At 61.3% G+C, this 13,236-nt stretch carries 18 protein-coding genes and 1 pseudogene; 10 read left to right on the forward strand and 9 right to left on the reverse strand.

Features of this window, described 5'->3' with window-relative positions:
- From D2V04_RS18135 to D2V04_RS03680, 4 genes are all read left to right on the forward strand, one after another.
- Positions 1–195, forward strand: a 195-nt coding sequence (locus tag D2V04_RS18135) for a hypothetical protein (RefSeq protein ID WP_228766239.1), incomplete at its 5' end; no start/stop codon positions are given.
- 3 nt (positions 196–198) lie between these two features.
- A complete protein-coding gene (locus D2V04_RS03670) occupies positions 199–1,470 on the forward strand; it encodes a TnsD family Tn7-like transposition protein (RefSeq protein ID WP_119511958.1) in 1,272 nt (423 codons plus the stop codon).
- On the forward strand, positions 1,467–1,673 hold the full coding sequence (locus D2V04_RS03675; protein ID WP_119511959.1) for an antitoxin Xre/MbcA/ParS toxin-binding domain-containing protein: 207 nt from the start codon (positions 1,467–1,469) through the stop codon (positions 1,671–1,673). The genes D2V04_RS03670 and D2V04_RS03675 overlap by 4 nt, the downstream gene beginning before the upstream one ends.
- Before the next feature lie 80 nt (positions 1,674–1,753).
- Positions 1,754–2,251, forward strand: coding sequence for an antitoxin Xre-like helix-turn-helix domain-containing protein (locus D2V04_RS03680; protein ID WP_119511960.1), 498 nt, complete (start codon positions 1,754–1,756; stop codon positions 2,249–2,251).
- 185 nt (positions 2,252–2,436) lie between these two features.
- Here D2V04_RS03680 and D2V04_RS03685 read toward each other — a convergent pair whose 3' ends face one another.
- From D2V04_RS03685 to D2V04_RS03700, 4 genes are all read right to left on the reverse strand, one after another.
- Positions 2,437–2,697 carry a hypothetical protein gene (locus tag D2V04_RS03685; protein ID WP_228766240.1) on the reverse strand — a complete coding sequence of 87 codons (261 nt, stop codon included), beginning with the start codon at positions 2,695–2,697 and terminating at the stop codon, positions 2,437–2,439.
- Positions 2,698–2,707: 10 nt separating this feature from the next.
- On the reverse strand, positions 2,708–3,046 hold the full coding sequence (locus D2V04_RS03690; protein WP_119511961.1) for a TFIIB-type zinc ribbon-containing protein: 339 nt from the start codon (positions 3,044–3,046) through the stop codon (positions 2,708–2,710).
- Between the two features lie 4 nt (positions 3,047–3,050).
- On the reverse strand, positions 3,051–3,695 hold the full coding sequence (locus tag D2V04_RS03695) for a Bax inhibitor-1/YccA family protein (RefSeq protein WP_119511990.1): 645 nt from the start codon (positions 3,693–3,695) through the stop codon (positions 3,051–3,053).
- Positions 3,696–3,882: 187 nt separating this feature from the next.
- On the reverse strand, positions 3,883–4,806 hold the full coding sequence (locus tag D2V04_RS03700) for a hydrogen peroxide-inducible genes activator (protein ID WP_228766241.1): 924 nt from the start codon (positions 4,804–4,806) through the stop codon (positions 3,883–3,885).
- A gap of 112 nt (positions 4,807–4,918) precedes the next feature.
- Between D2V04_RS03700 and D2V04_RS03705 the strand changes: the two genes are divergently transcribed.
- The 4 genes from D2V04_RS03705 to D2V04_RS03720 all read left to right on the forward strand — a co-directional run bounded on the left by D2V04_RS03705 (position 4,919) and on the right by D2V04_RS03720 (position 7,537).
- On the forward strand, positions 4,919–5,086 hold the full coding sequence (locus D2V04_RS03705; protein ID WP_119511962.1) for a DUF465 domain-containing protein: 168 nt from the start codon (positions 4,919–4,921) through the stop codon (positions 5,084–5,086).
- Positions 5,087–5,153: 67 nt separating this feature from the next.
- Positions 5,154–5,375, forward strand: a complete 222-nt coding sequence (locus D2V04_RS03710) for a hypothetical protein (protein ID WP_147391760.1) — start codon at positions 5,154–5,156, stop codon at positions 5,373–5,375.
- A gap of 3 nt (positions 5,376–5,378) precedes the next feature.
- Positions 5,379–6,557 carry a Na+/H+ antiporter NhaA gene (gene nhaA / locus D2V04_RS03715; protein ID WP_119511964.1) on the forward strand — a complete coding sequence of 393 codons (1,179 nt, stop codon included), beginning with the start codon at positions 5,379–5,381 and terminating at the stop codon, positions 6,555–6,557.
- Complete coding sequence (locus D2V04_RS03720; RefSeq protein WP_119511965.1) at positions 6,554–7,537, forward strand: calcium/sodium antiporter; 984 nt, start codon at positions 6,554–6,556, stop codon at positions 7,535–7,537. Before nhaA ends, D2V04_RS03720 begins: the two co-directional genes overlap by 4 nt.
- Here the strand turns inward: D2V04_RS03720 and D2V04_RS03725 are convergent.
- The 5 genes and pseudogenes from D2V04_RS03725 to D2V04_RS03740 all read right to left on the reverse strand — a co-directional run bounded on the left by D2V04_RS03725 (position 7,534) and on the right by D2V04_RS03740 (position 11,663).
- Positions 7,534–7,968, reverse strand: coding sequence for a response regulator (locus tag D2V04_RS03725; RefSeq protein ID WP_119511966.1), 435 nt, complete (start codon positions 7,966–7,968; stop codon positions 7,534–7,536). The genes D2V04_RS03720 and D2V04_RS03725 overlap by 4 nt on opposite strands.
- Complete coding sequence (locus D2V04_RS03730; protein ID WP_228766246.1) at positions 7,953–9,428, reverse strand: PAS domain-containing sensor histidine kinase; 1,476 nt, start codon at positions 9,426–9,428, stop codon at positions 7,953–7,955. The genes D2V04_RS03725 and D2V04_RS03730 overlap by 16 nt, the downstream gene beginning before the upstream one ends.
- 3 nt (positions 9,429–9,431) lie before the next feature.
- Positions 9,432–9,926: pseudogene (locus tag D2V04_RS18140) on the reverse strand (CHASE3 domain-containing protein); the annotation flags it as partial.
- A gap of 4 nt (positions 9,927–9,930) precedes the next feature.
- Entirely contained in the window at positions 9,931–10,578 is a 648-nt protein-coding gene (locus tag D2V04_RS03735; RefSeq protein ID WP_119511968.1) for a response regulator, read from the reverse strand.
- Positions 10,575–11,663 carry a sensor histidine kinase gene (locus D2V04_RS03740; protein ID WP_228766243.1) on the reverse strand — a complete coding sequence of 363 codons (1,089 nt, stop codon included), beginning with the start codon at positions 11,661–11,663 and terminating at the stop codon, positions 10,575–10,577. The genes D2V04_RS03735 and D2V04_RS03740 overlap by 4 nt, the downstream gene beginning before the upstream one ends.
- A 204-nt stretch (positions 11,664–11,867) precedes the next feature.
- Between D2V04_RS03740 and D2V04_RS03745 the strand changes: the two genes are divergently transcribed.
- Both D2V04_RS03745 and D2V04_RS03750 read left to right on the forward strand, forming a co-directional pair.
- Positions 11,868–12,473, forward strand: a complete 606-nt coding sequence (locus D2V04_RS03745) for a phosphoribosyl-AMP cyclohydrolase (protein ID WP_119511969.1) — start codon at positions 11,868–11,870, stop codon at positions 12,471–12,473.
- A 70-nt stretch (positions 12,474–12,543) separates the two neighbouring features.
- Entirely contained in the window at positions 12,544–13,218 is a 675-nt protein-coding gene (locus D2V04_RS03750) for an OmpW/AlkL family protein (protein ID WP_119511970.1), read from the forward strand.
- Positions 13,219–13,236 lie beyond the last annotated feature (18 nt).

The following is a 13,236-nucleotide window of genomic DNA, read 5'->3' on the forward strand; positions in this document are numbered from 1 at the left end:
CTGGGGTTCTTCGAGCACGTCCGGAAGCTCATCAGGGGCAGGAAATCGAAGCGCAAGGACGAGGTGGCTTTCGACCCCGCCATCCTCGAGGATCGCGATCTCAGGAAGCTTGTTGCAGAAGCGGCCGGGCGAGGCCTGACGCCGCTCGAGGCTATACGCGGAGCCGGGCTGACCGGCATCTGGCCGGAAGCTTGAGCGATGGACTGGTTGCCCGAGCCCTATCCTGGCGAGACCTTCTACAGCATGCTCGTGCGGTTGCACCGCTATCTGGGCAGACCTCCTTACGCGAGCTTCGCGCGGGCGATTGCCGGCAGGCGGCAGTTCGTGGCCCTGTGTCACCTACCCTGCGATCTTGCAGCTGTTGCCGAGCGCTTTGGTTGGCCCGACGAGCAGCTCGACCAGCTGATCCATTCGACCACGACCTATGGCTATCACACCGCGTTCGCGAGCCAGACGGTTCGGGAGAGGGCGCTGCGGCAGATGAAGGGGCAGGGCGCCTCGCTGCAGTTCACGCTTGGCCTGTCCACGTTTCCGGTGCCGATGCCCGGGAGCCTGCAATTCTGCCGGGACTGCGTCGCCGATGTGCTGGACCGGGCCGGCGAGGCGTGGTGGCTGCGCTGGCAGCAGCTACCGGGCGTTCTCGTCTGTGCCGAACACGGGACGTGGCTGTACAGATCCTCGGCCGAGCTGAACCCGCGGAAACGGCATTCGTTGATGTCTCCGGACGAGGCTGCCGAAATGCAAAGCGGAGATCTGTCATGCCGTTCTAACGGCAAACCACCGCCACCGAAACTGGTCGAGCTAGCGCGTCTGAGCCGGGCTCTTCTCGATGCGCCACCGGAACCGAATGGGCCGGCCGGACAATACCAGCACTACCGGCATATGCTCGCCGATCGCGGCCTGCTGAGAGGCACGCAGCACTTGCGAGCTTCGCGAATACAGCAGCTCGTGAGCGACTACTGGGGCGAGACGCTCGAGATGATACCGGGGCTGTCGCTCGGCACTGACGAGGGCCCGAACTGGGTGACGGACCTGCTGCGCAACAGACGCAAGCTGGCGCCGCCGGCGCAGCATCTCGTACTTCAAACTGCGTTGGAGCAAGTTCCGGAGGTCGAAAGGCCGTTCGGGCCGCCGCCGTGGCTCTGTCTCAACCCGCTGGCGGAGCATTTCGAGAAACCAGTCGTGACCAGGCAAAGGCTGGTCCGTGATCGCGGAAAGCTGCACGGTCATTTTACCTGCTCCTGCGGCTATTCCTACAGCAGGACCCGCCGTCCGGACGGGGCGATCGGCAGGCCTCGCATTCGTCAGTTCGGACCGGAAGCAGGGCGCTTTTTGCGGCAAGCTGCCGCCAGCGGGCTCAGTCTCCGCGGGAAGGCACGGGCGATGCGCGTCGATCCGATGACCGTGAAGCGCCTCGAGCAGGAGGTGCTCCAGAAGCCTGAGAGCAAGTGCCAGGGAGAGTTCTCATGACCCAGGAAGAGGAAGCGCAGATGGCAGAAATCCTCGACCGGCTCGAGCCCCGCTTCGGATCCCGTGAGCTGGCTTACGTCTGGTACTCTGGCGAGCCGATCGTCGGCTTTGCTGGCCGCACGGTCATGCAACTAGTGCGGGAGGGCCATGCCGATTGGGTGCATCGCCACATCGACGCTGTCGATGCGGGAATCCATTCCTGATGCCTCCGCTCACCATCCCGGCGAGTGTGGAGATGGGCGGCCTAGGGCGAAACTGAACCGTCGATGCGTGGAGTGACGACATGTCCAAGCAAGCACCACCCCAAGTCGACGCCGAGCGCTTTGCGCCAGCCAATCGGCGCAGGCTCAGCGGGCCTGGGCTGCGCACGTTTCTCAACATCGCAGAGTTCTGGAGCCTGAGCGAAGATCAGCAGCGTCAGGTTCTCGGCGGTCCGGCGTCTTCGACCTATCGCAGGTGGTGCAAGAAGGCGCGGGAGCATGGCGACCTTATCCTCAGCGCCGATGTGCTAACCCGGATTTCCGCAGTGCTTGGCATTTATGCGGCGCTTCGCGTGCTGTTTGCCGAGGAGGACGAGCGCATCCGCTGGCTGGCTCAGCCGCATATTGCTCCGGTGTTCGGCGGTCTCCCGCCGATGAACCTGGTGACAAGAGGTGCTCTAGGCGAATTGCTAACGCTACGTCGATTTCTCGATGCTGCTCGGGGCGGCATCTACATGGCTCCGAATGCGATCGACGTGGGTTTTGAGCCGTACAGTGACGGTGAGATAATCATCGGTTGATTGTGTGGCGGGGGCGCATCTCAACGGCAGCTATGCGCCCTCATTTCGGTCATCGGGCCAATTACCTCGCAGTCCCGAAAACTGCCGTTCCACGGTGATGACGACCCGCACTCAGCAGGCAACAGCAGCCTCTCGTCTCTCCTTAATTGACCAGAGGTAGGATAGCGCGCTGAACTTGCCTTGGTTCAGGAATCGAACATCGCCAAATGGAAAACCAGACTTGCACCAGCGAGGAGAGCGGCGATGGCTGTCGCTAATGCTGCGCGAGCGTTGAGAATCTGCACCCGGTTGAGCGCTACGACCATACGATTGAAATCCGCATGGTCGAATATCTCATCTCGACCGACGCGGCGAATGCGCCGCCGACTGGCGCGGAGCCACAGCAAACCGGCAGAGAGTGCTGCAATGACAGTGCCGAGCTCAAGTATAGCGACGAATGTGATCACGGGGATCCCGCTAATCGAAGAAGTCCGAGAGCATCGACTTGCGCTTCTTGCGGTAGTGGCGGTCGTCGCCCCGATGGTAAACGTTTCGATCATCTTCGCCGCGTAGCAGCGAAGTCGCCAACCCTGCGAGCCCGCTTTCCTTGCCTCTTCGAGGCTCGCGCAACTCACCGCCGTAAGTCGATTGCGAACTTCCCGTTCGCTCGATGATCTTGTCGAGTTCGCCGCGGTCGAGCCAGACGCCCCGACAGGAGGGGCAATAGTCGATCTCGACTCCGCCGCGATCGGACAGAGCGAGTCCGGTGCGGCAGACAGGGCATAGCATGGCATTCACTGCATCTTGGGTACGCATGGGACTAAGCCTCCTCCACGCGCTGACCGAAGAAGGTCAGCAACAGCTGGAATATGTTGACCAGATTCAGATAGAGCGACAGCGCGCTCATGACAGCGAGCTTTTCGCCATGATCGGTCGCTCCATAGGTCAGGTAGTCGTTCTTCGCGCGCTGCGTGTCCCAGGCGGTGAGGCCAGTGAAGACAAGGACACCGATGATCGACACGATCAGCTGAAGCGTTCCCGATTGCAGGAACAGGTTCGCAAGGCTCGCCAGCACGACGCCGACCAGTCCCATGATCAGGAAGGTCGAATAGCGCGTAAGATCCGCCCTCGTCGTGTAGCCCCACAAGCTCATGGCAAAAAACGTGATCGCAGCTACAAGCAGGGTCATGACAATGCTCGCGCCGGTAAAGACCAGCAGAATGCTAGCTAGCGAGATACCCATGACGCCGGCGAAAGCGAACAGAGCTATGCGCGCGCCGGCGAGCGTCATTTTCTCAAACCGGAAGGAAAATACGAGCACAAAAGCGAGTGGGGCTAGTATCGCGACCCATTTCAACGGTGTGCCAAAGATTGGCTGATAGAGTGCCGGTGTCGAGGCCACGAGCCAGGCGACGGAAGCGCTGACAAGCAAAGCCAGGCTCATGTTACGATAGATTCCCAGCATGTGCTGACGCAGCCCTTCGTCGAAGCCAACGTAACTGGCCGTCATCGAAGCGGGTTGGGCCGATCGGAAATCAGATTTGATCATGGTCAGACCTTTCCTTGGAAGTTCGGTTTGCCCACAATGTAAGCTTGAGGTCACGTCGCGGCCATTAACAGTCAATCGAAATGACACACGCTTTTCGATAGCTTCAATCTATCAGACGAAGCATCCGTCGCGCTTCCTCGGCGACAGCTTGTGCGATAAGCCGATAGCTCTCGCCATAAGCCGCTCTATGACGCCAGATGGCCGCGATCGACCGGGTCGCGGTCCAGTCGCTGACTTCCAGGCGGCGCACCATATGCTCGCCGCCAACTTCGGAGCGCAAATAGAGTTCGGGCAAGATGGCAAGGCCGAGACCGCTGCCCGCCATCTGGCGCAAGCTGTCGAGACTCGTGCCCTCGTAGTCCATTAGGATTTCGGCTCCCAGTTCCTCGCAAATCTGTTGGGCTTGACGGTGGAAATGATGGCGGCGGTCGAGGGTGAGCAGTCCTGCGCCCGCCAGATCGCTTTTTCGCAGAAGCGATTTTCCCGCCAGAGGATTGTCAGGGGCCGCGACGAGATGGAGCGGTTCGCGAAAGAGTGGCTCGATTTCCAGGTCGGATCCGGCGACAGGAAGCGGGCTTAAGACCAGGTCGAGTGCGCCCCGCCGTAATTCGGCCACCTGATCGTCGGGTATGCCTTCGCGCATATGGAGGCGCATGTCGGGATAGTCGCGGTGTAGGCGGGCGACGACCGAGGGCATCAGATAGGGCCCGATCGTGGGTGTCACACCGAAGCGGATAGTACCAGCAAAGCCGGTTTTGCTCCGGCGCGCGAGATCGCGCAGATCGGCTACTGAGATAAGCAGTTTGCGTGCGCGTTCGGCAATTTCGCGTCCGACCGGGGTTAGCTGCACCGGACTGTCCCCGCGCTCGATCAATGTGATGCCGAGACGGGCCTCGAGCGCCTTGATCTGCTGGCTGAGCGTCGGTTGCGAGACATTCGCTGCCGCTGCTGCGCGGCCGAAATGCCGGGCGTCGGTCACGGCGACAAGATATTCGAGTTGGCGCAATGTAGGCATTTCATAACTCATCGTGGCTGATAGGCAGAAGCTATCGTGATGAGACAAACTTTCAACTGGCCTATAGCCCGACTGTTTGTCATCTTCCGGGTGACAGGGGCTTACCAATCACAGGAGACAACCCATGACCCGCCTCGACGCACTCCGCGAACGGCATCGCCGCCTTGACCGCTTGATCGACACGTGCCGCGCGCCCGGTCGGCAGGAGGAGATGAAGCTGCTGAAACGCCTGCGCCTGCGCTTGAAGGACCGCATCTCGTTGCTCCAGCGGCGTGGAGTAGCCGCGGGCTAAAGGGTGACTGCGGGGCTGCACCGACGCGGCCCCGCCTTGTCAAACTATATCGTCTTGGAGAGCAATGATGAAAGCCCGCATTTTCCAGCTCACGGAATACCTGCAACGTGTGGAAGGCCGACTTGAACTTGAACAACGCCGCCCGAAGCCCGACCCCAAGATCTTGCTGTATCTGCGAACAGCGAGACTGCGGATCAAGAAGGCTTTGTCGCGGGCGATGGGTCGGATCGTCAACCCGCACCGCCGCGCCCGCGCGATGATGGTGTGCAAGCAACTGCAATACGCCTGATCGATGTTCGCCAACGCGACCGAAGCGCTGCGCGATTTCCTGAAACAGGAAAGCGCTGGCGGGATCGTCCTCATCGCGGCCGCGTTGCTCGCGCTGGCCGCGGCAAACAGCCTGGCGGCGAGCAACTACTTTGCTTTGCTTGAGCTGCCGGTCGCAGTGACCATAGGTTCGTTCGCGATCGACAAGCCGTTGCTGCTCTGGATCAACGACGGACTGATGGCGGTTTTCTTCTTCCTGGTCGGCCTCGAAGTGAAGCGCGAGGTTGTCGAGGGTCAGCTTTCAAGCTGGGACAAGGCGTCCCTACCTCTCTTCGCCGCGATCGGCGGGATGGCTGCGCCAGCGCTCGTATTCCTTGCCCTCAACACGGAGTCCCCCGATAATCTTGCAGGCTGGGCCATTCCCGCTGCCACCGATATCGCCTTCGCCCTCGGTGTGCTTTCCCTTCTGGGCCCCCGCGTCCCCGTCGCGCTGAAGGCACTCCTGCTGGCAATCGCGGTGATCGATGACATCGGAGCAATCACCATCATCGCGCTGTTCTACTCCGGGACAATCGACACCGGCATGCTCGCTGTAGGCTCCCTTGCGCTCGCTGGCATGGTCATCCTCAATCGGTTTCGCATCGGCTCCAGCATTCCCTACGTCCTGCTTGGGATCGTGCTGTGGATCTTCGTCCTCAAGTCCGGGGTTCATGCGACGCTGGCCGGCGTGGCCGCGGCGATGACCATCCCCATGGTCGCGCGAGATGGGTCCGAACCGCTCGAGCGTATGGAGCATGCGCTTCATCCCTGGGTCGCTTTTCTCGTCATCCCGATCTTCGGCTTCGCGAACGCAGGTGTGTCCCTCTTGGGTCTTCAGCCATCGGACCTGCTCGCGCCCCTGCCGCTTGGCATCGCTCTTGGGCTGCTGCTGGGGAAGCAGATCGGCATCTTTGGGCTTTCATGGATCGCGGTGAAGATAAAGCTCGCCTCGCTTCCCGAGAATGTAGGGTGGCGTCAGGTTCATGCGGTCTCGTTGCTCGCTGCGATCGGTTTCACCATGAGCCTCTTCATAGGCAACCTCGCATTCGCCGATCCCGCGCAGGTCGAAGCCGTCAAACTCGGGGTGCTTTCCGGGTCGCTGGTTGCCGCAGTCGCCGGCTATCTCCTTCTTCGCTTCTCACTTCCTAGGAACACAATTGCATGACCATCACATTGTTGTCTCTCGTGGGCGGGCTGGTTGCGCTCCTTGTCGGGGGTGAACTTCTCGTCAGGGGAGCGGTCGGGCTCGCGGAACGCGCAGGAGTCACGCCCCTAATCATCGGGCTGGTGATTGTCGGATTCGGCACCTCGATGCCCGAACTTGTGACCAGCGTTGAGGCGGCTCTGGCCGGCTCGCCTGCCATTGCCTGGGGCAACATCATTGGCTCCAACATAGCCAATACCCTCCTGATTTTGGGTGCCGCTGCAGTTCTGGCTCCTCTCGCCATAAGGCAGGGCGCGGCCCTTCGCGACACGGGGGTTGCCGTGACCGCGTCGCTATTTCTGGTCGTCGTCGCGGCCTCGGAGCTTCATTCGAGCTTGCTGGGCCTTGCGATGATCAGCCTGTTGGTCTGCTATGTCACCTATTGCTACCGCGAAGAACGGCGGGCCGCCCCCCACGTCCTGCACAACGCGCCATATGATCGCTCTGTCGCTCTCGAAATGAGTGACACCGGCTTGCACTCACAAGCTGTAAGCTGGACCAGGCCGGTTGTCGTGACGCTCATCGGGCTGGCGATACTGATCATCGGCGGCAGGTTCCTCGTCACCGGCGCGATCGATCTGGCACGCCTCGCGGGTCTCAGCGAAACCCTGATCGGATTGACTATCGTCGCCGTGGGCACATCGCTTCCCGAGCTGGTTACCTCTCTGGTAGCGGCGCGGAAGGGGGAAGCGGAGGTGGCTTTCGGAAACGTCATCGGGTCGAACATCTACAACATTCTCGGGATCGGCGGGGTGACTATGGTAGTCGCGCCCGCGGCAATCCCCAAAACCTTGCTGCCGCTGGATCTCGGCATCATGGCAGCATCCGCAATCGCGGTGCTTGCGGCAGCCTGGTTCTTGCGGGGTGTCAATCGGTTGCTCGGTGTACTTTTGGTCATGGGCTACGGGGCGTTTCTTCTCGCGCTTGTCATGCAAGGCTAATTACGCAAGCGCTCATAGAGGATCCGTGTTTCCAGAAGATTGGATATGCGAAGGGCAACTTCGATCACATCGAATGGCTTCGCGACAAAGTCCTTCGCCCCCAGCGCCAATGCCCGCCTTCGCGCCTGCAGGGTTGTGTCGGCCGTCAGGACTAGAACGGGCCGAAATTCTTCAGCCCGGTCGTGGCGCCCGAAAGCTTCTAGCAGTTGAAACCCATCGACTTCGGGCATCATCAGATCGAGAAGAACGAGATCGGGTTCGAGATCGACATAGGCTTGCATCGCCTTCGCCGGGTCGCTGACGCAATGGATGTCCGAATAGCCTTCGCGCTCCAACAGGCTGCGCAGGAGCAGCAGGTTCGCTTCCTCGTCATCGATCGCTAAAACGCGACGCGACAGGATTTCGGAAGGCTGAATCAGGTTCTCGGGCATGAAGATTCCGTAACGTCGTTTGTGTTTCGACCCAGCGGCGAATTTTCCGGTTGCGCCGCTCTGGCAAGACTGAACCAAAAGCGGGATCCCTTAGCGAGGGCTTCAAACCCGATCCCGCCATCCATGGATTCAGCCAGGCTTTTCGACAAGGCAAGTCCGAGACCGGTTCCTTCGATCTTCGCGCGGTCCTGCTGGCCCAGGCGATCGAAGGGGGTAAAGAGCCGCTTCGCTTCCGCCTCGGCTATGCCCGGCCCATCATCCTCGACCGTGACCCGCACCAACGCGCCGTCAAACCGGCATCCGAGCCGGACGAACGTGCCGTCCCGATTGTATTTTGCGGCGTTACCGATGAGGTTGAGAATGATCTGGGTGACCCGCCGTGCATCGCCGCGGACCGGGATGTTCCCGCCCGCCCGTTCGAGTTCGAAATTCAGGTTCGCGGAGGCGACGATGGGCTTCCCAAGAGAATACGCCTCTTCAAGCAGCTGGCCGAGGTCGAGCGTTTCGATCGTGAGGTCGGAACTCCCTGCCTCGATGCTGGCAATGTCCAGCAGATCATTGATCAGCGAAAGAAGATGTCGGCCTGCCTTCGTGATCTGCCCGATCGCCTCGCGGTGGTTTCTGGCAAAATCGTCCTCGTCGATTTCGAGCAGTTGTCCGAAACCGAGAATGGCGTTGAGGGGAGTCCGCAGTTCATGACTCGTACGCGAGAGGAATTCGCTCTTGGCCCGGCTCGCCGCTTCAGCGTCCTTGCGGGCCTCCTTCAACGCTTCCTCCGAGCGCCTGCGTTCGGTCATGTCGCGTGTCACCTTGGCGAACCCGCGAAGCTTACCCTGCTCATCGCGCAGCGCGGTAATGACGACGTTGGCCCAGAAACGCGAGCCGTCCTTGCGTATTCGCCAGCCCTCGTCTTCGGCCGATCCGTTCTCGCGGGCGCGCTCAAGCATCTCCTCCGGCAAGTGGTCGCGTGTTTCGGTCGGATAGAAATTGCTGAAATGGCGACCGAGAATATCTTCTGCACGCCAGCCCTTGATCCGCTCGGCGCCCAGGTTCCAGCTTGTCACCATGCCGTCCGGATCGAGCGCGAAGATGCCATAGTCGCGGACCTTCTCGATCACGAGCCGGAAACGCTCCTCGCTGGCGCGAAGATCGTCCTCGCGGTCGTGGAGCAGGGCGCTCGCCCGCACCAGTCGTTGGGCAAGCCGTCCAACCTCGTCCGCCTCCTCAGGCATCTCGGTTAGCCGTTCTCCGCGAGCCAGCGCTTCAGCGTCTCCTTCGAGCTTACGAACACGGCGCACGATGCCGGTCGAGAACAGATAGACTGCCGAGAGGCTGCCGAGGAGGCCGACAAGGGCGCTGACTGCCGTAAGGATCAGGAACCCGGCCCGTACCTCTTCCACCCGGGTGCGGCGTTCGTCGAGGACGACCGCCTCGCGCCGCTGGATGTCGTCGATCGTCACGCGGACCTCGTCGAGCGCAAGCTTGTTGGCTAGCAACGCATCCTCGACATTCGCTTCGGCAATGTTGCCAACACGGGCGACGTCGACGATCTGTTGCAGGCCGGTGCGTTTTTCGGCCTCCAGAACCCGCAATTCCTCGAAATGGTCACGAACGATCGGGTCTTCGATTGCTTCGTCCAGTCGCGCCATGCTCGAGGGAACTTCGCGCTGTGCCTTGCGAAAGGGAGCGAGAAACCGGTTGTCGCCAGTGAGAACATAACCGCGCACGCCGGCCGCCGCTTCCGCCAACAGCGCATGCACCTGATAGGTATCGCGCTGGATTGCGAAGGCCCTGCGGACATCGTCTTCGGCGCGCGCTTCGGCGTTGCTGGCCAGATAGAGGGACAACAATGAACCCAAAAGCACCGCCAGTGGCAAGGCGATGACGACCAGTCCCTTGATTGCGAGGGATCGGTTAGCCCAAAAGCGCGCCGGAGCCCGGATCGTTGGGTTGTACATATTCTTAATCGACCGCCGGACTGGCCTTCGCAGCCACGACCGCGGCTTGGGTTCGGTCGGCGACGCCGAGCTTGCCGATTATACGTTCCACATGCACTTTGACCGTAGCAGGGCTGATCTCAAGCTTTCGTGCGATCCCCTTGTTCGTCAGCCCCTCAGCAATAAGATCAAGCACGTCCTGCTCGCGCGGTGTAAGAATCTCGGCAGGATCGAGAGTTTTGGGCGTTACCGTCGTCGCCCTCATGGCGGCCCCGACCAGATCGAGCGGCAGCGCAGATCGGCCCGCCATCACCTGAGCGATCGCCGCGCGCAAATCTTCGATCGCGGTATCCTTGACGACATAGCCCGCCGCGCCCGCGGCCAGTGCTTCACGGACATAAGCGGGCATCTCGTGAAGCGTCAGCATGATTACCCTGGCGCCCAGGCCGAGAGCTGCAATGCGCCGGGTCGCTTCGAGCCCATCGATGCCAGCGCCGAGCCTCACGTCCATCAGCACGATATCCGGCTCAAGCTTGGCGGTCATCGCAACGGATTCCTCGCCTGTCGACGCCATTCCGACGACCTTGGCATCCTCGCCGTCGAGCACGGCCTTTAGGCCTTCGCGTGCGAGCTGGTGATCGTCGACGATAAGGATGCGCGGAACAGGCGTCATTGACGCTCTCTCGGAAGTCCCGCCTCGACGATTACGCCTCCATGCGATCCGACCGTCCAATCCAGAGAGCCGCCGATGACTGCCATCCGCTCCGTCATGCCCGCAATGCCGATCTGATACCCCTCATTCACGGTCCCGCGATCAGGGCGATCGCGGGCGGAGCCACAGCCATGGTCGGTTATGCGTAGGATGGGACCCGTGTGGCGGGCGCCCGAGTTCGCCTCCATCAGGACGTCGCACGGCCCTCCCGCATGTTTCCGGATGTTGGAGACGGCTTCCTGCGCCACGCGGTAGAGGGCGGTTTCAACATAGCCCGGCAGGCGCCCGAAATCATCGTCGATTTCGCGCGATACGTTGTACCCATCCTCTTCCAGAGCATCGCCGAGTGCATGCAGGGCGGCGATGAAGCCCAGATCGTCGAGCACGGTAGGTCTTAATCCAGCGATCACTCCGCGCAATTCTTTGACCAACCCCCGCGCGATCCCGATTGCCCGCACCGAGCTATCCCCGTCGGAACCTGCATTGGAGCGATCGCCCAATCGTTCCAGCATACGCACCAAAGCGGTGGCCGACTGGGCGACGCCGTCGTGCAGTTCATAAGCGACCCTGCGTCGCTCGTCCTCCTGCGCGGAGAAGATCCGGCCAACCAGCTCTTCCAGACGCCGCTCGCGATCCTGCAGATCTGAGAGCAGGCTCGCAAGCGCACCTTCGCGATCAGCCCGATCGATCGCAGCCCCCATCATGTCGAGCAGGGTCTGACAGGTTTCGCGATCTTCGGGGTCTCGGATATCGTCGATCGAAGAGAAGCCTGCGACGAGGAGTGTCGCGTGCACCGCGGCGCCGCGACCGGGCAAGACAATCGGAAAGCCAGGTGTGTCCTTATCGCGCATCAAGCTCGCCGATCGGCTCCCCAAAAACAGCGCCAGCCTGTCAGCGGTTTTCTTCAAAATCGGCCCGATGCTGTCAGCTTCCGCCTGAAGCAGTTCGCGCCCGCTGGTCGACAACAGTCGCAACCGGGCAGCCCGTGCCTCCGCGGCGCGATAGAGTTCGCGCAGTTCCGCGATCGTCTCGATGTCACCGGCCAAGTGGGGAATATCCTGTCGCATCGCGCGCATTCTAGAGCCGAATACGGAAACCGCATAGGCCGGATGGCCTAGGCCGGAAGGCCTGCCATTCGGCGGATTTGCCGCCGCTCCCCCCATTCTATCTCGGCCTCATGGCGATGGAGCCATCCTGTATCGAACCGCAGCGACAAAGCTTTGTTCGCTGCCCAGCAAAGGAGTTGCCAGATGAAGAATACCAACCTTCGCCGCGTCGGCCTTGTCCTCGCTCTTCCCCTAGCTGCGCTGGCCACCCCTGCGCTGGCTCAGTCAACCGCAACTACCGTCGGCTCGACCATGATGGCCACGCCGACCTACGCGCCGATCACCGCCGCCGAAGTCGAAGCCGCCCAGCGCGCGTGGGGAGATGCGCTCGTAACAATCGCCACCGAGTACGATACCAAAGGCCACGCCGCCGCAAAGCGCCTCGCCGCACAGGTAATCGATACCGCTTATGGCTATGGCCTTGGTCCGGTCCTGTTCAAGCCCACGCTGGCCGCCTCGCCGACAACCTTCCGCACCGATCGCGAGGGAGCAATTTCCTATTTCGTCGGAGGTAACTCGGCCTATCCCGGCGACAGCGGCTTCGCGTTGAAGGGTTGGCGCAGCTACGAGATCGAGAACGCCGGTATTCTCGTCAAGGGCAATTCGGCGACCTCGATGGGCAATGTGACGGTCATCGACGCCCAAGGCAATCGCACGACCGTCGACAAGACCTGGGGCTACGTCCGCGGACCCGATGGCAATCTGCGCATCGTCCTCCACCATTCCTCGCTCCCCTACAAAAGCAATTGATCTTCCCCGGCCATGGCTGTTGCTTCGCGCGACAGCCATGGTTCGCTGAGCCTCAGAAAGACTTATCGAAATGAGATACCGTGTTCTCGCGCTCGCCGCATCGATCCCCGCGCTAGGAATTGCAGTTCCCGCGAGCGCTCAAGATGCCGGATCGATCCAAATCAAGGGGTTTGTGACCGGCGTACTGCCCGATGGTGAAATCGAGGAAGTGCTGACCGATGAAATCGGCTTGCCAGCCGGTTCGCAGACACGCGCCACCGATTCCTACGTGCCGACCGTCGCAGTCGAGTACTTCGTATCGCCCAGTTTCTCTTTGGAGACTATCTGCTGTGTCACCCCGCATGACGTCCGGGGCGCAGGCGTACTCGACGGTGCAGAGCTGATCGACAACGCGATCATTCTGCCCGCCACCTTGACGGCGAAGCACCATTTCGATCTCGGCGGCGGTTTCAAACCCTATCTCGGCGCTGGCCCCACCTATTTCATGATCTTCAGCGAAGATGTGGGCGCCAATGCCGCCGCCCTCGGAGCGACGGACGTCGATCTGTCCGACGAACTGGGTTTCGTCCTGCAGGCAGGCTTCGACGTTCCGCTGAACGATCGCGGCCTCGGACTTTCGCTCGACGCCAAGCGATATTTTGTCGGCACCACTGCGACGTTCAACGCCGGAGATACCGTCGCATTGCAAAGCGAGCACGCGCTCGACCCCTGGGTCGTTAGCGCCGGTCTCGCTTACCGTTTTTGATCCGGCCTAATCCACGGA

The sequence above is a fragment of the Pelagerythrobacter aerophilus genome, assembly GCF_003581645.1.
Classification (GTDB): Bacteria; Pseudomonadota; Alphaproteobacteria; order Sphingomonadales; family Sphingomonadaceae; genus Pelagerythrobacter; species Pelagerythrobacter aerophilus.

What these genes read in the sequence shown, in the direction of transcription:
- D2V04_RS03670 (WP_119511958.1), top strand. Translation starts at nt 199, where the DNA reads ATGGACTGGTTGCCCGAGCCCTATCCTGGCGAGACCTTCTACAGCATG.
- D2V04_RS03675 (WP_119511959.1), top strand. Translation starts at nt 1,467, where the DNA reads ATGACCCAGGAAGAGGAAGCGCAGATGGCAGAAATCCTCGACCGGCTC.
- D2V04_RS03680 (WP_119511960.1), top strand. Translation starts at nt 1,754, where the DNA reads ATGTCCAAGCAAGCACCACCCCAAGTCGACGCCGAGCGCTTTGCGCCA.
- D2V04_RS03690 (WP_119511961.1), bottom strand. Translation starts at nt 3,046, where the DNA reads ATGCGTACCCAAGATGCAGTGAATGCCATGCTATGCCCTGTCTGCCGC.
- D2V04_RS03695 (WP_119511990.1), bottom strand. Translation starts at nt 3,695, where the DNA reads ATGCTGGGAATCTATCGTAACATGAGCCTGGCTTTGCTTGTCAGCGCT.
- D2V04_RS03700 (WP_228766241.1), bottom strand. Translation starts at nt 4,806, where the DNA reads ATGAGTTATGAAATGCCTACATTGCGCCAACTCGAATATCTTGTCGCC.
- D2V04_RS03705 (WP_119511962.1), top strand. Translation starts at nt 4,919, where the DNA reads ATGACCCGCCTCGACGCACTCCGCGAACGGCATCGCCGCCTTGACCGC.
- D2V04_RS03710 (WP_147391760.1), top strand. Translation starts at nt 5,154, where the DNA reads ATGAAAGCCCGCATTTTCCAGCTCACGGAATACCTGCAACGTGTGGAA.
- nhaA (WP_119511964.1), top strand. Translation starts at nt 5,379, where the DNA reads ATGTTCGCCAACGCGACCGAAGCGCTGCGCGATTTCCTGAAACAGGAA.
- D2V04_RS03720 (WP_119511965.1), top strand. Translation starts at nt 6,554, where the DNA reads ATGACCATCACATTGTTGTCTCTCGTGGGCGGGCTGGTTGCGCTCCTT.
- D2V04_RS03725 (WP_119511966.1), bottom strand. Translation starts at nt 7,968, where the DNA reads ATGCCCGAGAACCTGATTCAGCCTTCCGAAATCCTGTCGCGTCGCGTT.
- D2V04_RS03735 (WP_119511968.1), bottom strand. Translation starts at nt 10,578, where the DNA reads ATGACGCCTGTTCCGCGCATCCTTATCGTCGACGATCACCAGCTCGCA.
- D2V04_RS03745 (WP_119511969.1), top strand. Translation starts at nt 11,868, where the DNA reads ATGAAGAATACCAACCTTCGCCGCGTCGGCCTTGTCCTCGCTCTTCCC.
- D2V04_RS03750 (WP_119511970.1), top strand. Translation starts at nt 12,544, where the DNA reads ATGAGATACCGTGTTCTCGCGCTCGCCGCATCGATCCCCGCGCTAGGA.